At 45.2% G+C, this 20,306-nt stretch carries 17 protein-coding genes; 6 read left to right on the forward strand and 11 right to left on the reverse strand.

The genetic code is table 11. The features are described from left to right. Positions 1-42 precede the first annotated feature (42 nt). From ASG16_RS23665 to ASG16_RS23680, 4 genes are all read left to right on the forward strand, one after another. Positions 43-1,050: a PucR family transcriptional regulator gene (locus ASG16_RS23665; protein ID WP_056489954.1), complete on the forward strand. Its 1,008-nt coding sequence runs from the start codon at positions 43-45 to the stop codon at positions 1,048-1,050. A 112-nt stretch (positions 1,051-1,162) separates the two neighbouring features. Continuing rightward, entirely contained in the window at positions 1,163-2,278 is a 1,116-nt protein-coding gene (locus tag ASG16_RS23670; protein WP_056489951.1) for an ABC transporter ATP-binding protein, read from the forward strand. 111 nt (positions 2,279-2,389) lie between these two features. Then, positions 2,390-3,160, forward strand: coding sequence for a Cof-type HAD-IIB family hydrolase (locus tag ASG16_RS23675; RefSeq protein ID WP_056489948.1), 771 nt, complete (start codon positions 2,390-2,392; stop codon positions 3,158-3,160). 85 nt (positions 3,161-3,245) lie between these two features. Then, the gene (locus tag ASG16_RS23680; protein WP_056489946.1) at positions 3,246-4,643 is read left to right on the forward strand and encodes a S8 family peptidase; all 1,398 of its coding nucleotides are present in this window, start codon (positions 3,246-3,248) and stop codon (positions 4,641-4,643) included. A 106-nt stretch (positions 4,644-4,749) separates the two neighbouring features. On the opposite strand, the gene ASG16_RS23685 is transcribed toward ASG16_RS23680, so the two are convergent. From ASG16_RS23685 to ASG16_RS23715, 8 genes are all read right to left on the reverse strand, one after another. Beyond that, positions 4,750-7,830, reverse strand: a complete 3,081-nt coding sequence (locus ASG16_RS23685; RefSeq protein WP_056489943.1) for a hypothetical protein — start codon at positions 7,828-7,830, stop codon at positions 4,750-4,752. After that, entirely contained in the window at positions 7,831-9,207 is a 1,377-nt protein-coding gene (gene glmU / locus ASG16_RS23690; RefSeq protein ID WP_056489940.1) for a bifunctional UDP-N-acetylglucosamine diphosphorylase/glucosamine-1-phosphate N-acetyltransferase GlmU, read from the reverse strand. It abuts the gene before it with no gap. A 22-nt stretch (positions 9,208-9,229) separates the two neighbouring features. Beyond that, positions 9,230-9,388 (reverse strand): YwzD family small protein, encoded by a 159-nt coding sequence (locus tag ASG16_RS30730; protein ID WP_157966782.1) that lies wholly within the window; start codon positions 9,386-9,388, stop codon positions 9,230-9,232. A gap of 114 nt (positions 9,389-9,502) precedes the next feature. After that, entirely contained in the window at positions 9,503-11,335 is a 1,833-nt protein-coding gene (glmS, locus tag ASG16_RS23695; protein WP_056489937.1) for a glutamine--fructose-6-phosphate transaminase (isomerizing), read from the reverse strand. Positions 11,336-11,377: 42 nt separating this feature from the next. Continuing rightward, entirely contained in the window at positions 11,378-12,739 is a 1,362-nt protein-coding gene (locus ASG16_RS23700; protein WP_056489935.1) for a nucleotide sugar dehydrogenase, read from the reverse strand. Between the two features lie 25 nt (positions 12,740-12,764). Next, on the reverse strand, positions 12,765-13,568 hold the full coding sequence (locus tag ASG16_RS23705; protein ID WP_056489933.1) for a response regulator transcription factor: 804 nt from the start codon (positions 13,566-13,568) through the stop codon (positions 12,765-12,767). A 27-nt stretch (positions 13,569-13,595) separates the two neighbouring features. Next, positions 13,596-14,999 (reverse strand): glycosyltransferase family 2 protein, encoded by a 1,404-nt coding sequence (locus tag ASG16_RS23710; protein ID WP_056489930.1) that lies wholly within the window; start codon positions 14,997-14,999, stop codon positions 13,596-13,598. 22 nt (positions 15,000-15,021) lie between these two features. Beyond that, complete coding sequence (locus ASG16_RS23715; RefSeq protein WP_133257454.1) at positions 15,022-15,876, reverse strand: hypothetical protein; 855 nt, start codon at positions 15,874-15,876, stop codon at positions 15,022-15,024. Positions 15,877-16,447: 571 nt separating this feature from the next. Between ASG16_RS23715 and ASG16_RS23720 the strand changes: the two genes are divergently transcribed. Next, positions 16,448-16,777, forward strand: coding sequence for a helix-turn-helix domain-containing protein (locus ASG16_RS23720; protein ID WP_056489924.1), 330 nt, complete (start codon positions 16,448-16,450; stop codon positions 16,775-16,777). A gap of 196 nt (positions 16,778-16,973) precedes the next feature. After that, entirely contained in the window at positions 16,974-17,135 is a 162-nt protein-coding gene (locus tag ASG16_RS23725; protein WP_082517223.1) for an anti-repressor SinI family protein, read from the forward strand. A gap of 100 nt (positions 17,136-17,235) precedes the next feature. Here the strand turns inward: ASG16_RS23725 and ASG16_RS23730 are convergent, their stop codons facing one another. The 3 genes from ASG16_RS23730 to ASG16_RS23740 form a co-directional block, all read right to left on the reverse strand. After that, positions 17,236-17,748: a DUF3907 family protein gene (locus ASG16_RS23730; RefSeq protein ID WP_056489921.1), complete on the reverse strand. Its 513-nt coding sequence runs from the start codon at positions 17,746-17,748 to the stop codon at positions 17,236-17,238. Between the two features lie 186 nt (positions 17,749-17,934). Next, entirely contained in the window at positions 17,935-19,113 is a 1,179-nt protein-coding gene (locus ASG16_RS23735) for an ABC transporter permease (protein WP_056489918.1), read from the reverse strand. After that, a complete protein-coding gene (locus ASG16_RS23740) occupies positions 19,103-20,293 on the reverse strand; it encodes an HlyD family secretion protein (protein ID WP_056489915.1) in 1,191 nt (396 codons plus the stop codon). The genes ASG16_RS23735 and ASG16_RS23740 overlap by 11 nt, the downstream gene beginning before the upstream one ends. Positions 20,294-20,306 lie beyond the last annotated feature (13 nt).

The raw sequence follows: 20,306 nt of genomic DNA on the forward strand, positions 1-20,306 counted from the left end.
GGTATAATAGCCTTACTTTCATGTCGAGATGGGGGTCACCTTGTGGAAAAATGGAAGAGAGATGTTGAGCACATCCGACAAGCGACAAATTTACCTATCGAATATGTACATGTCTCACAAACAGAAGCAGCACAAGTCCAACTGGAATGGGTACAAAAGGGCTGGGAGCAAGTTGCCCTCCATTCGAGCAACGGTGAAATGACATTGATCCTTGTCGAAACGGCATCTTGGGATACTTCAGCCCGGGCGTTGTTGGATCTGATTTTTCCTCATGTGGATGATTCAGCAACCCTTCCCCTCTCAAAACAGATATTCAATTGGCTTTCGGGCATTGTCTCTGGCTCCCCTGTTGCAAGCCCTGATCAGTTGGAAGCGAAATGGCCGTGGAAAGAAGCACGCGTCTCATTTTTATTAGAGCGATGCAGACCAGACCGCAAAGGAGAATGGGGTTCCTTGCAGCCCTTGTTGCAAGATTTTTTCGAAGGTTCACCCGATTTCATTTCGTTGACCCAAACACATGCCCTTCTCATCGTCCCTGTCTCCATGCTCGATCATCAAAAATCGGCATCAGAGCTTTTGGAGTGGGCATCTGGCTTACATGATCTGATTTCGATGGAATGGATGGAACCCGTTCGCCTTGTTGTTGGATCGCCAATCACGAGTCCACTTGCATTGGGCGACACTCTTTTACGACAAGTATCACTCGCCCGCGCCCTTCAATCCTATCGACCACAAATGATGGTTGCTGGGGATTGGTCTTATCCGTTAGAACGATGGGCAGCTTCTCTCCCCAAAGAAATAGCAGTCGCAATCGCCAACGAGCTTGCCGCTGTCATAACCGTTCCGCAAATGACAGATGAACAACTGGAAACATTAGATACGTTGTTCGCCAGACAATTGAATGTAAGCGATACAGCACGGCAGCTTTTCCTTCACCGGAATACACTGCTGTATCGATTGGACAAGCTGACGGAACAAACGGGATTAGACCCGCGCTTGTTTCCTGATGCCGTCATGCTTCAGCTCTATCTTCTCTTTCGTCAAAATTAACAAAACATTTTGTATATACTGTCCGTATCCATCTTGCATGTGAATTGGTACCCTACCCTTACAGACATCCAAGAATTTGCTCTCTTCACAAACCCGAGGAGGTGCCTTTTTCATGGCAAAGGTAAGTCTTTCCCACATTTATAAACGATATGGAAGCAACGTTACGGCAGTTGACGATTTTCACTTGGAAATTCAGGATCGCGAATTCCTCGTTCTAGTCGGACCATCTGGTTGTGGAAAATCTACCACACTGCGCATGATTGCAGGTCTGGAAGAGATTTCGGAAGGTGATTTATACATAGGCGATCGCCGTGTCAACGATGTGGCTCCCAAAGATCGCGACATCGCCATGGTTTTTCAAAGCTATGCACTCTATCCGCATATGAATGTATACGAAAATATGGCTTTCGGCCTGAAATTGCGCAAATTCTCAAAATCCGATATTGATAAGCGCATTCAAGATGCAGCTCGAATCCTTGATATTTCCCATTTGTTAGACCGCAAGCCAAAAGCGCTGTCAGGGGGACAAAGACAACGTGTCGCATTGGGTCGTGCGATCGTTCGTGAGCCGCAAGTATTTTTGATGGATGAACCGTTGTCCAACCTCGATGCGAAGCTGCGTGTACAAATGCGCACGGAAATATTGAAACTGCATCAACGTTTGAATACGACGATTATTTATGTAACGCACGATCAGACGGAAGCCATGACTATGGGAGACCGGATCGTCGTCATGAAGGACGGCCTTATCCAACAGGTGGCAACCCCGACTGAAATCTACAATTACCCAGTCAATCTGTTTGTTGCGAGCTTTATTGGCTCACCTGCGATGAACTTTGTGAAAGGGAATCTTTCCGAGAAAGACGGGGCACTCTATTTTGATGCACAAAATATTCATGTACGCTTCCCAGAAGATAAAGCCAAAACGTTACGGGAAAAAGGTTATGTAAATAAGCAGGTTATTTTTGGTATTCGCCCGGAGGACATTTACAGCGACGCCTCTTTTATGGAAGCCAATCCATTTGAGAGCTCACTGGAAGCTGAAGTTGAAGTCGTAGAAAACATGGGCTCCGAATTGTACGTCTATTTCCACAATATCGGGGATACCCAGATGGTAGCACGCGTGGATTCTCGTGAAGCGCTAAAACCAAAGATGAAGGTAAAACTAGCGATGGATCTTGCCAAATGTCATGTATTTGACAGCGAGACAGAAGTAGCTGTATTCTAATAGCGAAATGAGAAGGAGTGTCCCAGCAGGCATTCCTTTTCCTATTTTTTTGTGCAAAAGCTTTTTATAGAGAGAACAACTAGAGATAGCGTGGAGAGGAGCGGATAAGAAGTGGCTTATCAAATCGTCTTTTTTGACATTGACGGAACCTTACTGAACACCGATCACATCATTCCACAAACAACGGTGGACGCCGTACAAACATTAAAACAAAATGGTGTCCATGTCGCGATCGCAACTGGCCGAGCTCCTTATCATTTGATGCCAATCGCAGAGCAATTGGGCATTGAGACTTTCGTGGGCTTTAACGGGTCGTATGTGAAGAGCGAAGGGAAGATCATCCATCACACGCCAATTGCTACAGATACATTGGCAACGCTCGAACAAATGGCTGAGGGTCATTCCCATCCCATGGTATTTTTGAGCGCAGATCACTTCTATGCCAATGCAATAGACCACCCACATATCATCGAGTCTTTTGATTGGTTGGGACTGGAATACCCAGCTTATCGCCATCGCTACTGGGAGGAAACGCCGATTTATCAAGCATTTCTCTACTGTGGCGCTGATGAATCAAGATACACGGGTGAATTCCATGACGTCTCTTACATTCGTTGGCATGAGCACTGTATGGATATTTTGCCCCCAAACGGCTCCAAAGCAAAAGGAATTGAGGCCGTCTTAAAACATTTTGGACTCACTCCTGCGGATGCTGTTGCCTTTGGAGATGGATTGAACGACAAAGAGATGCTCTCCTATGTTGGTATGGGGGTAGCGATGGGGAATGCTCATGAAGAATTGAAGCCGTTCGCCAATATGATTACGCGCCATGTAAACGACAGTGGCATCCAGCATGGCTTAGCAAGGCTTGGTTTAATCTAGTTACGCTAATTGTAAGCTATTTCCTTCATAATCACTCCCTTCATGTGCACGCTATAGACAACAGCACTGGAGGGAGTGAGTTTTTTTGCGCGTCTGGCCTTTTGTTGCCGTTGTTGCCTTGGTCGGTCTCGTAGTTGTCCCGTATCGGATGAATCAGAATGCAGAACAGGAAATGCGCGAACCTCATCCCCGCGTGACATCGGTACAAGCGAGAATTCCCCGCATTAACTACATTGAACAGGTGAAAGACATTCGTCGTGACCTGGAGAAAAAAAGCCATATTCAAACGCTTCATCATAACCAGCGTGACCGCAGTCATTATGTAGAAAATGAAGTCGTCGTGCGGTTTTCACCACGCCCCAAGCAAGAAAAAATTGATCAGCTCGTTTCTTCTTTGGATGCCAAGATCAAACGTGATTTTGACAAATTTCTCATTATCAAATCAAAGAGTATGACTACCAAGCAGCTCATGAAAAAACTGGCTGAACATCCCGACTCCGTATTTGCCGAGCCAAATTACCTCTTACTTCCGAACGTGAAACCAAACGATACGTATTACAAGGAATACCAGTGGAATCTTCCTCTGATCGGCATGGAGCAAAGTTGGGACGTCAGCGAAGGCAGCAGTGATGTCATCGTTGCAGTCGTCGATACAGGTGTGGATATGAAGCATCCGGAATTTGCTGGTAAGCTGGTCAAAGGCTACAACGTTTTAGATGGCAGTAACAAACCTGAGGATGATAATGGCCATGGAACCCACGTATCTGGTGTCATCGCGGCGAAAACGAACAACAAAGATGGCATTGCTGGAATGTCCTGGAATAGCAAGATCATGCCGGTCAAAGCTATTGGCGCAGACGGTTCCGGATCAGCGGTGGACATCGCACAAGGTATTTATTGGGCGACAGATAACGGAGCAGATGTCATTAACTTGAGTGTAGGTAACTACACCTCTTCTGCTGCTCTACGGGAAGCTTGTCGTTATGCCTTTGATAAAAATGTCGTGTTAGTCGCTGCTTCCGGGAACGATGCGAGCGATCAGCCTAGCTTTCCTGCTGCCTATGATGAAGTCCTTGCCGTTGCCGCTGTCGATCACCGTAAAGAACGCGCCGATTTTTCCAACTTTGGTGATTATGTGGATGTATCTGCTCCTGGCGTGGATATTCCGAGCACGTACATTTATAGTGACTATGCCTCGCTATCAGGTACTTCGATGGCGTGCCCTCATGTCGCTGCACTCGCTTCGCTCATCCGTTCCATTCATCCCAATATGAGTACCCCAGACGTGATGAATCTCATTAGACAATCTTCGACTGACCTCGGTGCTCCTGGGCACGATCAGTTATACGGGTACGGTATGATCAATGTGAACCAGGCCCTTCGCCAAGCCCAGCCGGCCGAGCGAGTGAAAACAGAACAGCCTCCAAAAACAATCGGCGGCTTGCTTAATAAATTCTTTCAACGACTGCGCTTTGGTGGGTAATAAGTTCAGTGAAAAAAAAGGCGTACGAACTGATTTCGGGTTCGCACGCCTTTTTTATGTGGGGATCACTCCCCCACCTCTCTGTTTTTCGGTGTTAAATGAGATATCACTCAGACTTTGGCATACCATAGGCTTCATAAGCCTTGCGTAGAATCTCAAAGCTCTGCTTTTTTCGTTCATGGTACGTTGGCAGATCCCATTTGTCCCATTGGTACAAGAGTGGTTTGGAAGCTTCCCGCGAGAATGGCTTCTGATTGGAATGTGCGAATACTTCTACGCCGATACCTATACTTTCGGTTGGTACAATTCCATTCGCTTCATACGGATATTTCCAAACCTGCTTGCTGCTCGGGTCAGTATACCCCAAAAGCATCCAAGGAATGCGTATTTCCAAGACATTTCCCTTTGCATACCAATCTGCCAGTGAGTAGTACACCGGATCTTGCGGATCGGAAATCCCTGGCTTCATAATGCCCACTTCCAGCTCTTCGAAAGGTACTGTTTTCTTTGATTCTGGTAAATACAATGCTTTGTTCAATGCCAGCTTCCATGGCAAGAATATGCCGTTATCGGCTTGATCATAACGCTCGTCCCAAGGCAGCATTCCCTTGATGTACCCATATAGCCAACTATGCTGATCATAGGCGCTGTTGACAAAAATGCGAGAATTGCTGTCCCCTTGCATTTGCAACAAAAATTCGATCTCTTGGGAAAATGTAATACCTGGTGCTTTATCAGCAGTTCGACTCCCACCAGTCACCGTATCGAAGCCAATATCCAGCGTGTCCTTTGAGAAATCCCAAACGCCTTCGCTCTTCTTTAGCATGAGAAACAAGTACGCTTCATCGTGTGTAACAGATAGATCAAATCCCGGATAAGCACGTTTGACTCGCTGAAGTCTTTTTTCCCAATCTGCTGTTTTCCCATCAAGGATGATCTGGTCAGAGGCGTAATTACCCGGTTCCACCGCAATGACACCGAATTTTTCCTCGTTCGTCAACGGATTATTCCACATCGCCCTCCGCTCCCACGGCAACTCTAGGTCAATCGTATTCCAGGTAAATTTGAACCATTCATCCTGCCATGCAAACAAAAGTGCGCCATCATAACCTTCTTCATAAATATTGCGCAGCATATCGGCGTTCATCTCGCCTTGCTCTTGTTCCGTATGCATTCCTTGGTTCCGTCCAGCAGGCCCATAATGAGTCATTCCCCTTGAGCTAGGTACGCCATATTCGGCAACCAACAATGGGATTCCTTTATGGTGGGCACGCAAATCGCGCAGGTATCCGGCGTACGGGTCTATCTTGCCGCTCGAATCCCGGTACGCTTGGTACTTTTCCTCATATCGCAAAAAGTCCGGGTAATACGGATAAACATGATAAGCGGCAAAGTAACCGGCTGGCCATTCCGGGGAGGCCTTCAGATTCATCGGGTCGATCGAGACCATATCCTCTTGTGGTAGCGGCTCGTTAGGATGCGACAGCGGATCGGTCGTCAGCCAGTTTGTGAACGATACGGGATGCTGCCATCCATATTTCATCTCTTCCTCAGCCAAATAATCAAGCATGAAGGCCAACCAGCTTTCAAAAGGAGAAGCTTTTTCCGATGCCTTGATGTATTTTCCCTGATAAGGAGGCATGTCCGGATGTAATGCATTCGTCACCTGTACTGTATACGGATACCACTCAGTACCGAGTATCCATCCTACCAAGTACTGTGACACATCTGTCCGATATTCACCGCTGGCACGACCGTACCGCTCTGGGAGTGTCACGTCTCCATGGACTGCTTGCACAGCGTCTCTAATCTCTTGGCGAAAATCTTTGGTGATTTCGGGAGTAAAGGCATCCCGTCCTTTCCGATCTTCACCCGCGAGCGCTTCATCCGGCGACCAGATTCCTTGCAGCAGGAGCAAAGGCTCTTCCTGCTTTTGGTTGAACTCGTGTAAGGCCTCATAAAAAATCGGAGGTAGAATCGTATAAATGCGGACGACTTTGTTATTCATTTCCTTCATCTGCGAAAACCAGCGCAAGTAATCTTCCCGGGTCGGGGAGAGCTCTCCAGGATAGTGTCCTGGTGTCGTTGCACCCAGATTGATTCCCGCCCAAAACACGGGTTCCCAGCCTTGCCCGTTGTAGAGGGTAATATCCCCACCATCTACTTTGGCAACCAACTTTTTGCCTTCACCTTCGAATACAGGCATCGGTTTTGACGCTTTGCTTGCTTCCATCTGGGCTTCACTTTTTTTGACCAGTTCCCTCCACTTCTCGTAGTCATGGATGGCGTATCCGGCGTAGCCTGCAAATTCTTCGAGGTTATCTTCGAGAACGGTCAGTTGCTCCTCCAATCCGCCATGCCCTTCCTCATAAAAGGTTGTGTTTTCTCCCTCTGCACTTTGCAGCAGGTTAAGGCCTACAACCACTTTGTTTTTTTGATTGTCCGCTTCGTTCATGATCGGATTTACAATTTCCAATACCCCGTTCGGTCCCTCTACCCTATCGCGATAGGCCATTAACGTTACATGATCTAGCGTGCTGACCAGCCATTTGCTGACCGTTTCCGATTTGTCTGCCAGCGACAGCTCGTACATCCAAAACGGGATATCGACACTTAACTCCAAAGCCGGGTCCTTTTTGATTTCCGTGGACAAGTACTCGATATTGGCTACCCATTCGTTTTTGATAACTTCCTTGTTCTCATTCCATTCGGGTAGTACGTGAGGTTCAATATCAAGATGGAGGCCACTAAATCTTTCACCTTCTCCTGCTGATTGATTATAGGTCTGAACCCAGTTTAAAAAGGTGGTAATACTTTTTCGATTGGAAACGAGAGACCAGACCGGATCTCCTGCAAGAGCATCCACGCGAATACCAGATGCATTTGCTTCCTTCATAAAGGAACGATAATCTTGAGTGGCAACATTTTCTTGGTCAATATGCAAATAAATGAGATTGACGTCATGTTGCTTGGCAAATGCGATGATTTCTTCTCTTTCTGTGACAATGAGCTGCGTATTCCAAATCCAGGTCGCAATCATCGGCGGAGTCCTATACAAATAAGCGATGATTGCGATGACTGGTATGATGATGATCAAAAAGCCAAGCAGCAGCTTTTTTTTGCTTGATCGATTCTGTTCTGGTTCTGTGTTAGCTGTAAAAATAAGACATCCTCCTACTGACTGCAATTATGTGCGGGTTACCATCAATCTTTTGGCATACTGCTCTTTGATGCTTTGGCGTTCTCTGGCGATGGCCAAAGCGTCGTTCGGAACATCCTCTGTGATCGTAGAGCCTGCGGCTACATAAGCGCCCTCTCCGATGGTAACTGGAGCTATCAAATTGGCATTGCAACCAATAAAGGCGTGATCACCAACGATCGTTTTATGCTTGTGTACGCCATCGTAGTTGACAGTGATTGTACCGCAGCCTACGTTTACCTGTTCACCAATATCAGCATCACCAATATACGAGAGATGAGCAACCTTTGCCCCTTTCCCGAGACGTGAATTTTTCAGTTCGACAAAATCTCCGACCTTCGCCTCCTCACCTACCTCCGAACCTGGACGAATGTAGGCATAAGGACCAACAGCTGCTCCGTCTCGAATCGTGCTATTACATACATTTGAGTAGCGAATTTCTACGTTACTCCCTACGATGCAATCACTTACATCTACGTTCGGTCCGATGACACAACTGGGTCCTATTGTTGTTTTCCCGCGGAGGTACGTTCCCGGATGAATAACCGTATCAGATCCGATACACACATCGGCATCAATATAGGTGGAGGTTGGATCAATGATTGTGACCCCGTTTTGCATATGCTGCTCATTGATTCGCATACGGAGCAATCTCTCGGCGCAAGCCAGCTGGATTCTGTCATTCACGCCGCCCCCCTCTTCCGCATCATCGGTCATGAAAGCCGCAATGGGCTCGTTTTGCTCGCTTAAAATAGTCAAAACATCAGGCAAATAATACTCTTTCTGAGCATTATTATTTTTCACTCGGGATATGGCTTGAAACAGCTTTTGGTTGTCGAAACCATACATTCCTGTATTGATTTCACATACGAGCCGTTCTTCGGCTGTCGCATCCTTGTGCTCCACGATCCGTTCTACAAGACCGTTTGCGTCGCGGATTAATCGTCCGTACCCTGTAGGATCGTCTACTCGTGCCGTTAATACAGTTGCTGCTGCATGTTGCGTTTCATGCTGCTCGAGCAGTTGCTTCAGTGTTTTCTCCCTCACCAATGGTGTGTCACCACTCAACACGAGCGTTGTCCCCTGTTTGTCTTGCAGGAGGTCAGTTGCCATCATCACTGCATGGGCAGTTCCCAATTGCTCGGACTGGTAAGCATAGCGGACAGAAGCACCGAACTGCTTTTTCACTTGCTCGGCCCCATGCCCTACAATCAAAATAATCTCATGGATGCCAAGACCATGTAATCGGTCGACAATATGCTGAATCATTGGTTTTCCACAAACCTCATGGAGCACTTTGCAACGCGTAGACCTCATCCGCGTCCCTTTTCCCGCTGCCAATACAATTGCATAACGACTACTCATGTGATCCTCCCAACAGATCGACTTATTTGGCTTCTTTGAAGTACGGCCTTACTCTGTTGACAATATCCTCAACAATATCTCTCGTCCCCATTGTCGTTGTCTGTTGACCCTTCTCGTAAACCTGAAGCATGATTTCTATCAATGTTTTTTGATCAAGAGTTTGGTCAGTGGAATCCATCATGGACAATTCAGCCCCTTACGGAAATAATGTAAATCCGACAAGTCAAAATGGGGAAAGAATCCCGTTCTCTCCAACTAAGCTGGCTGTTCCGGGATTCTTCCAAATCATATTTTTTTATTCAACAGTTACACTTTTGGCAAGATTCCGTGGCTTGTCTACATCATTGCCCAATGCCAGAGAAGTGTAATACGAGATCAATTGCAGTGGAATAACGGACAGGATAGGGGTAAACACAGGTAATGTCGCAGGCACAAAGCACACTTCATCTACATTTCTGTGCAGTTCAACATTCCCATCCAATGTGATCGCTAACACATTCCCACCTCGTGCCTTCACTTCTGTAATATTGCTAACCATTTTTTCTTCCAGCTCTTTTTGTGTCACCAAGGCAATGACAGGCGTACCCTCTTCGATCAAAGCCAGTGTCCCATGCTTCAATTCCCCTGCAGCGTATGCCTCTGAGTGAAGGTACGAAATTTCCTTCAACTTCAAGGACCCTTCCAACGCCACAGCATAATCAATGCCTCTGCCGATAAAGAACAGGCTGGTATGATTTTTGATGGACTCGGCATAGACGCGAATATCATCCGCATGTTGGAGTGCCTTTTCAGCCTGCTCAGGCAGCTGTCTCAAATTGGCAATCATGAATTCCCGTTCTGTTTCCGCAAGTGTCTCCTTCACTTGAGCCAGATACAATCCGAGTAGATAAAAAACGATTACCTGAGAGGTGTACGCCTTCGTTGAAGCCACAGCAATTTCCGGTCCGGCAAAGGTAGCAAGCACATAATCGGCTTCACGGGCAATCGAGCTGCCTTGTACATTTGTAATGGCCAAGACCTTGGCTCCCAGGCGTTGGCTCTCCCGCAACGCTGCCAGCGTATCAGCTGTTTCACCCGACTGACTCACGACAATGACCAGCGTTTTTTCAGATATAATAGGGCGTCTATATCTGAATTCTGAAGCGACATCGACTTCTACAGGTATCCTCGCCAATTCTTCGATTACATTCTTGCCGATCAAACCTGCATGAAATGCGGTTCCGCACGCTATGATGAATATTTTCTCAAATCGATTGATCTGTTCTAGTTGTAATTGGAAATCCTTCAAAACAATTTGCTTTCCGTCCTCGTCAATCCGGTTGAGTAATGTGTTACGAAATGCATTTGGCTGCTCATAAATTTCTTTTAGCATGAAGTGCTCAAAACCGTCCTTCTCCGTCTCTTCCACATTCCAATCTACGCGGAACAGCTCTCGCTGAAGCGGTTCGCATGTTTCCACTTTCATAAGAGAAACGCTGTCTTTCTTGAGAACCGCCATTTCCCCATCTTCTAAGATGACAATGTCTCGTGTGTGCTCAAGAACCGCAGAGATGTCGGAACCAATGAAATTTTCTCCTTTGCCTACCCCGATAATTAAAGGACTTGCCAATCGGACTGCCACCATTTTATCTGGCTCGTACTCGCAAACAACACCGAGAGCATATGCGCCGCGCATACGCAGTACTGCATTTCGAACCGCGGCGACGAGATCGCCTTCGTATAGGACAGCAATCAGATGAGCAATGACTTCTGTATCGGTCTCGGATGTAAACGTAACCCCATGGTCCAATAGCTCCTGTTTGATTTCCAGATAGTTTTCGATAATACCATTGTGGACAACAGAAAACTTTCCTGATTCATCCGTATGCGGATGTGAGTTCTCATCGGATGGACGGCCGTGAGTGGCCCAACGCGTATGTCCGATTCCTAAACAACCTCGAATAGGAGATTGGACGAGCCGTTCTTCCAAAACGGCCAGCCTTCCTTTCGATTTGCAAATCTCTATTTTTTCACCGTTAAAAATTGCGACACCAGCCGAGTCATAGCCGCGATACTCCAACTTCTGCAAACCATTTGTCAGGATTTGTTGCGCTTGTCCCTCACCAATATATCCCACGATACCGCACATACGATTGCCTCCCTGTTCCGTAATCATCAGCCAGTTTTCTAGTTAAGCCAGGAGTACGACTCGTTCTTCCTCGACGTGCATCCTTGCTGGATTCCCCAGCTTGTAAATGTGTTGACACGTTATGCTGTCAAAAGCATTTCGTGTATCAATGATAGCCACACCCAGTTCAGCAAACTTCTGGTAGTCAAAGCTCTTATGATTCGTAACGAGTACCATGCAATCGTAATTTTTCATTTGTTCCAAGTCATGCGGAATGGAACGAACTGTGTTCCCGCGTTTGTCTACAAAGCTTTGTGCATAAGGATCGTAATAATCGACACGTGCCCCGTTTTCTTGGAATAGCTCGTAAATATGCAAGCCAGGGGATTCACGCAGATCATCAATGTCAGGCTTGTAGGCCATCCCCAAAATGAGAATCCGCGAGTTTTTGATTGATTTGGCATAAAGATTTAGTACCTGTGCGGTTTTATTAATCACATAGTCTGGCATATTGTCGTTAATCGATTGTGCCAGTTCGATAAATTTGCTATGAAAACGGAAGCCCTTTGCCTTCCAAGAGAGGTACATCGGATCAAGCGGAATGCAATGTCCCCCAATTCCAGGACCTGGATAAAACGGCATATAGCCGAACGGTTTCGTTGACGCAGCTTTGATAACCTCCCACACATCAATGCCCATTTTATCGCACATCATAGCCATTTCATTGATAAAGGCAATGTTTACACTCCGGAACGTATTTTCCAATAATTTAGACATTTCCGCAACTTTCGGGGATGAAACCGTTACTACGTTAGTAACCAGATTGCTATACAGCAGAGCCCCCAACTCCAAGCACTTCGGCGTGGTTCCCCCGATTACTTTTGGCGTATTGTGCGTGTTGAAAGAATAGTTACCTGGATCGACACGCTCAGGAGAGAAGCAAAGGAAGAAATCCTTTCCGACGGTCAGACCCAGCTTTTCGAACTCCCATTGGATCAATTCTTCTGTCGTACCAGGGTAAGTTGTGCTTTCAAGCGTAATCAGAAGGTTTTTCTTTTTGTATTTGATAATTTCACGGACAACTCCCTTAATAAAGGACGTATCCGGGTCTTGATTTTCACTGAGCGGCGTTGGAACACATATGCTGACCGCATCCAGCTCCTTGAGCACCCGATAATCAGTGGTCGGGAAGAATCGCTGAGCAGAAAGACTTGATTGGATCACATCGCAAGGAACGTCCTGGATATATGACCTGCCTGCGAGCAAGGTTTCTACCTTTCGCTGATCCAAATCGATCCCATAAACAGAGAAACCGCTTTTTGCCATTTCCATAGCAAGGGGCAGACCAACGTACCCAAGTCCAATTACCCCAACTTTTACGGTCTTTGATTCCATTTTTTGCTTCAATTTTGTGAAGTAGCTCATTTTTCTTCCTCCCTTTTATCTGTGTTTAAGACAATAGACTTCTCACTCGTGCTTCCAGGTCTACGGGTGAAAATGGCTTCGCTATATAATCTGAGACTCCCAGCTCGAATGATCTTTTCTTGTCGTCTTCCAACCGTTTGTGAGTTAATACCACAATTTTGGTACCATGCTCCACTCCATTGATCTTGCTGATGAGCTGGTAACCGTCTTCAATGGCCAAATTGATATCGGTGATTACCGCGTCCGGTAAAAATCGCTTGTATTTTTCCCAAGCCTCTCTCCCGTTGTCCGCCAAATAAACGCAGTAACCTTTTCTTTGTAAATAGATGCGTAAAAACTCATTCACAGTTTCATCTTGCGAAACAAGCAAAAGACTCCCCTTTATTTCCGATGATCTTTTACCGCTGTATATGTGAATATCACCAGCACTTCCCATTCCAGCAGTAATCTCCTGTACCATACCACTGAGAACTTGTGCTGCTGATTCCCCCTGTTCAGGGAAGCTCGCGATGAATACTGGCCCTGCCAGCATACGTTGGGTCTGTAGCTGTTCCTTGATGAAGAGAGAATGGAAATGAGTATTACCTAGCATTTGGTCGCCGAGGAGAATACCGAGAATACTGCTTTGTTTGTCGTAAAAACAATGGATATCCGTAAACCCCTCTGCTTTTGCCAAAGAAATTTTCAAATCTTGGATCTTTTCTTCACTGCTTCCATTCGTTACAGCCAGAATAATCCCGCATGGCAACTGACTCGATTCATAGAAGGTAAGCACATGTTCAAAGGCTTGAAATAAAGGAAACGAATACGCTTTTGCAATCTGACTCATGGTATCTCCCTCCTGTGCCCTGGTTCTCTATGTTTTCCAGCTTGTTCTCGTCATGGTTCCCCATGTGTTATTGTTGCGAAGAAACTCGATATGACCCAAAAATCTCCAGATGACTCCCAACTGCTGATATCCAAGAAACATGAAGAAGAGGAATGCCAACATCTTGAGGTTGTCGCGAACTCTTGTGTAACGCTTGAAGGCCAACTCTTCCATAAACAGGGAGCCTATCCCGAGCAGTACGCCAAACAAGAGATTCAGCAACGCATAGATAGCTAGTATTCTCCATTGAGTCATGTCCATCAATGTATATCCCAGCAGAGCCAAAAAACCGGTAAATCTGAAATATGGATTCAGTGTTTCAAAAATGATGTTATAGGGAAATGTAATCAACCCCATAACTTTGTACTTGGGACGGCCTACTATATAAATGCCGTACTCCAGCATGTTTTTGAGGTTGCCGCGTCCCCATCTTCTTCGCTGGCTGCCAAGTATTTTCAGGGTATCAGGAGCCTGGGTCCAGCAAACGGCATCGGGGCAAAAAGCCACTCGATACGGAAGTTTATTTTCAAGCATATATTTATGAAGTTTGATGATGATGTTCATGTCCTCGCCGGGATATCCCCCTCGATAACCGCCGGCTTTGACAACGAAATCTTTTCGAAATACCCCAAAGGCACCAGACACAATAATCAGCCCGTTGATTGAACTCCACCCAATCCTTCCCCCTAGGAATGCCTTTAAGTATTCGACACACTGGAACATAGGCAAGATTTTGGTTGGAAGATTGACTTTCTTTATCATTCCATCCTCGATTTCACAGCCGTTTGCGATTCGGACGATACCGCCGATCGCGACCGTTTCTTCAGGGTTTTCCATGTACACCTTGGCAATGCGGATCAACGCGTCCTTTTCCAATAACGAATCAGCATCGATGGAAGCAATCAATGGGTAATGGGAAAGATTAATCCCGGCGTTTAGCGAGTCGGCTTTTCCTCCGTTTTCCTTATCAATGAGATATAAATTGGGATATTGCGGATTGTAATAAACGCCTTGTACGTTGGAGGTTTCCAATACTCTAGAGCCCCCTGCATACTCTGTGCGGGTTAACTGGAACTCCTGTAACAAAACTTGCAACGTGTCATCTTTTGAACCGTCATTAATAACAATAACTTCATACTTGGGATAATCGAGCGCGAGAAGCGAGCGAACGTTTTCAATGATGGTCAATTCCTCATTGTAAGCGGGAACGAGAATCGAAATCTGTGGTACGTACTCTGACCCAGAGAGTGACTGAAAGCGAGAATACATGGAGCTTTTTATGATGGAAAAAATATTTTTGATGGACAGGCTTAGAATCGTTAAATAGAGCGTCTCAATTACGATTACGTAATAAACAGCAAAGATCCCGTATGCTTGCAAAAAGTCCCTCATGTCAATCTCCTTTCAGGTGTAGTTACACGGCATAAACATATCGATTTTTCTTGTCCTCTTGCTCCTCCTCACTGATTTGCTTTTTGCAACTGGCATACATCTCAATCATTTCAGTATTCTGACAGACTTCCGTATCGTTCGTCTTCATCAACGACTCGAATAATGTCGTTGCCAAAACAGCATCATATCCGAACAGCAGCTTCACTGACTGGATGCGGACTTCCTTGTCTTCCGAATCGATCTGCCGATATACCAAATCGGCAATCTCTGCGGTTAATGGAGCAGACCATCCAATCAAAGCGATTTTAATCAAATCCTTGTCCGTACTTCGCAAGCATTCAAGCAATAATGGTGTACAATCCAGCTCTGTCTCTTTCATGATGTCAACAGCAAGGTAATGAATGCTTTTTCGATGCTTTACAAGGAGCATCAGCATGTTCCTTAAATCGTCCAGATTTCTCGCACACTTGGCGATAGATCTCGCGATGATAAAATGAGTAGGATCGAGTTTTTTTGTCTGCAACAATTGCAGAAGTCTTGGTACGGCTTCCTCGGATCGCATTGCTCCTACATGGTAGGCCGCATCGATCCTTATCCAATGGGAGCGACTATACAGCCTTTGGAGGTTTTGCTTGACGAGCCCTGTATCCTCACATAGTGTGATCATTTTCTTTCGGTGGCTGCCTGTAAGAGATTCGATCCAATCAATGAGTTTTTGTTGCAGAACGCTCATTTCCAAACGATTTAACTGCCAGTAAGGCGGTTTCAACCTCTCAGGCGAGTCCATATGAGACTGGATATACGTGAAGTAGTCTTGAAACTGTCCCAGGTAAATGCGCGTTCTCCTTTCTATCAACAAATTCCTTGATTTAATCACCAAGATCCCCATAAAAAATAGTATAATTATTACAATTAGCAGGCAGATTACCGTTACTGCTTCTGACAAATTGGCATGCAGATTGGATCTCTCCTCTCCAGTTTTTTGTAAGTTTTTCTGTGCATTCCTATCCATTTCAAGTCGACAGCGGTTAACACTATTCAAAGTCGAACGTTTCTTTATAGAGAACAATTCGTTCGTTTTGTTCTTTATAAAGAACGATTTGAAATTAGTATCCTGTACGGGCAATGGAATGTAAAATATCAATTTTCTCTAAAAATAGACCAAAAACAGCGAAAATCGACTATTTTGTAGAATTTCGTCTGAATATCTCGTTTTTTCTCAATCTTAATAACGAACACTACGTTTCTTATAAAGAACGAACGCAATTATAGATACATAGCCATAATGACGCTTCATTTTATCTAGTAGAAAGGTAATTTTTTAGCAATGTCAGTAGAGTCAAATCGAATAAATGAGCCAAACGACACAGGACTAGTCCCACAAAAAGTTGTGTTTCAGCTATATTGACGTTATAATAAACGAAGAGATTTAAAGGGGTGGCTATTACATGATCGGCTCGCGTATACAGCAGCTTAGAATAGACAAAGGCCTTTCTCTTTCTGATTTAGCTGAACGCGCTGGTGTCGCAAAGTCTTATCTGAGCTCAATCGAGCGCGGCATTCAGCAAAATCCTTCTATTCAATTTCTTGAGAAAATCGCACTAGTATTAAATGTGACAGTAGACACATTGCTTCAGGAAAAAGATATTCCTTCAAGCGAGAATGTTGATGAAGAATGGTACAAGCTGATCGAAGAGGCTATGAAATCCGGGGTAAGTAAAGAACAGTTTCGGGAGTTTTTGGAGTACAATAAATGGCGGTTAAATCGACATAAATAACATTTTTGCCAGCACTAATATAGTGGTGGCTTATTATTTTTTTTGCATGAATTTAAAACAAAAGTCACAAATACTAGATTTACATATGAAACTGAATTAAGTATCATTTCTGATATAAGCTTTTTACCTATCTTTTCCAACCATTTTTTGGGTATTTTATTTGTTTTTACAAAAGGAGGGTAAAAGGGGAACTAACATGAAAACCACTCCGTCTCCTAAAGATCTCCTGGATAAGGAATGGATCGATTTAATCTTTACAGCACGAAAAATGGGATTAAGCATTGAGGAAATTCGTTTTTTTCTTGTGAACTCTTCTCTCTCTTTTGATGAGGAAAAAAGTGATTCCTTCGAAGCATAATGTAAACAGCCATTATCCATTATGCTACACTTTTATAAATAATAGGACTTCCATCAGGGTTCATCCCCCGACCGGGAAGCCATAGAAAAACACAGGCTTATTAGGCCTGTGCTTTTTCTATTTGCATACTTTTTTTCGCGATATAGTCTGTCTCGTAATATTGAAGATCATTACGCATCGGTTCGAACACTCTCGATAGGGACAAGGTCAACTGCTGTAACTCAGGGGTGACCTGCTTGCGAAAAATGATACAGTCCTGACCCGTATAGGCCAATCGTCCATCTTCTTCGTAAACCTCACCTTTGGGATAGTAGAAGTTATTTATACAGGTATGGTATACCTGATACAATACTTCCTCGGCAAACTCCTCATGAAATCGTGCGCGTCGGAGCGATACTCCCAGCCTTTCGTATGCATTTTCGCAGTAAACCAAAAGGTGGCGCAAGTCGGAAAGATAGTTACGGTAATACGTTTCAAATTCTTCAGGATCACCTGACGCGGATACAAGACCAGCTAAGGTAATCTGATTCAAAAAACGTTCCACTTCCATGCTGACCTTTTTCAACTTGGTGTACGTCTCTTCGCACAATTGCTTTAGATGAGTCGCTGACATAAAGTCCCCCTAATGTTGAAGAATCTGCCTTTTTTATAATAAGTATAAAGGAAAGATTATTTATTACACAAGGGTTATTTTTATACAGCCAGGCTGCTTTGGAAGTTTGATAAGGAACATCATATAAGCGCAAATAAGGCTACGCCAAAGCTTTGGCGCAGCCCACTTATCCTATGCAAATGCTATTTATGCTGCTGTTTGCTCACTAACTTTTCCCTTCATTTTCCTTATCTGCAACAAATAAATAACATAGGCTGCGAACAACCCGATGAGAGTCATGAAGCCGAGAACAACAAAGTCGTTCCTCACTGCTGACAGACCATGTCCCTTCGTCAATATTTCTCTAACACCATTCAAGAAATACGTCAGCGGCAAAGATTTTGCAATCGCGACAATTCCGGTCGGCATCGACATGAGTGGCCAGGTATAGCCAGATAACATGAACGAAGGTACTGCAATCATCATCCCGATCTGAGTAGCTTGGAGCTGGCTGCTAGACACAAAAGAGATGGCATAACCAATAGCCAACACCGCCAAGTTAAACATGGTAGCCAGTAGCATCAGGTCGAACGTGCTTCCGTAATAAGGGATATCAAAACCTTTTAACAATAGTGTAAACGCCAGGAACATGTTGAGGGTTCCTGCCAGAAAGTACGGCAGCAATTTGCTCGCTGTGATTGCGAAGAAGCTATAGCGAGAGAGTGTATCCTTCCAGGTACCCTCTTCTTTTTGTTGGGCTACAGACAATACGATTCCGAGGAACAGCACTTGCTGAAGTACTGTACCTGCAAGTCCGAATACCATGAAAGACAGATAGCTGAAGGTCGGGTTATACAGCACTCTGTATCGATAGTCGATACCGGTAAACATGTTTTTCCCTTCTTCTCCCCAGCCGCCAAGTGCTTCCATCTTCTTCAGCGTGGTTCCTGCTGAAACAGACTTAATCGCTGTATTCGCTGCTCGAACTGCCGTATTCGAAATCATGATGTTACTGCCGTCGATTACAGTCAATACCTCTGCCTCTCTCCCAGCCTTCACATCCTTTTCTAATCCAGCAGGAATGATCAGGGCGATATTTGCTTCGCCCTTGTCAACCAATTTCATTGCTTCTTCTTCTGTTCCTACAACAGACGTGATTCGAAATGTATGATCGACCTCAAAGGCGCGATAGAGCTCACGACTCAATTCGGTTTGATCGGCATCCACCATCACAGTAGGGATCTCCATCACTTTTTTCTCACTGTACAGAAATCCGAACATCGTCAGATAAATCAGCGGAACAAGGAAGAGAATATTACGAATGGTTTTGTTTGCAAAAAGATTTTTCCATTCGCTCCAGAACAGGTGAGAGAAACTATTCACCATTACCAGCTCCTTCAAGTTTCCACTCAACCGTCAGGCCTGGACGTAATTCCGGATCGGACACCAGCAGCTTCACCTGGAAGGAACGAATGTCACGATCACCGAGTTCTTGTGTCGCTTTTTTTACGGCAAAGTCAGCAGCAGGAGCTACAGTAACCACTTTGGCGTCTACTTCTCTACTCAGGGCTGGGACAAACAATTTCACTTGATCGCCTGTTTTCACATTCGCGAGCATGTATTCATTTACATAAAATTTAACATAGTTGTCTGATTTCGTTTGGATCGTCAAAACGGTGAAGCCTTGGGAAACCAGCTCTCCCTTTTGAACGGCAACTGATTTTACAATACCGTCTACTGGAGCTGTCAGCTTGGTGTTGTTCACATAGGCTTCCATTTCTGCTAGTGCACCTTTTGCTTGCATTACGTTCGCTTCTGCGGATTTAACATCCAGCTCCTTCAAGCCTACTTGACCTCTCCCTGCGACAGCTTGGTTGTATGCAGCTTTTGCTTGATCCAACTGTGCTTGTGCAGCATCGACCTGTTCTTTTCGCGCTCCAGTTTGAGCCATTTTCAACTGCTCTTCTGCTGCTTTAAACTCCGCTTGCGCCTTATCTGCTTGCATCTGCGCCTCTTCCACTTTTACTTGTGGAACGGCACCTTCCGCCATTAATTTTTTCATTCGCTCCAAATTCGTCGCGGCAATTTGATTCGAAGTTTGTGCTGCTTGCAATTTCGCTTTGAGCTGCGTAATTTCTTCTGAACGCGCTCCATTTTTGTTCGCGTCAAGCTGTGCTTGCGCTGAGTTAACTGCTGCTTTTGCTTGGTCGACTTGGGCATTGCTGGAGTTATCCGTCACCGATACTCCTTTTTTCGCCTGGTCAAGTCTGACTAGAGAGAGCTTGTAAGCAGCTTCAGCCTGCTCTTTTTTCGCGAGAATCTCCGCGCTGCTTAGCGTGGCAACTACTTGCCCTGCTTTTACTTCGTCTCCTTCTTTTAGTGAGAGCTGTTCAATGGAACCGCCCATCTTAAAAGAGAGGTCTACCTCTGTTCCCTCGATTACACCTGCTAATTTCGTTGTATTCTGACCGGCCATGCTACTCACATTTGAACCAAACAATACGGTTCCCAGTACTGCAATACTGACTACAAAGCTACCTACACCGATCCATGCACGTTTGTTCATCTGTCTTCTCCTC

The sequence above is a fragment of the Brevibacillus sp. Leaf182 genome (assembly GCF_001423865.2).
In the GTDB taxonomy this organism is placed as follows: Bacteria; Bacillota; Bacilli; order Brevibacillales; family Brevibacillaceae; genus Brevibacillus; species Brevibacillus brevis_C.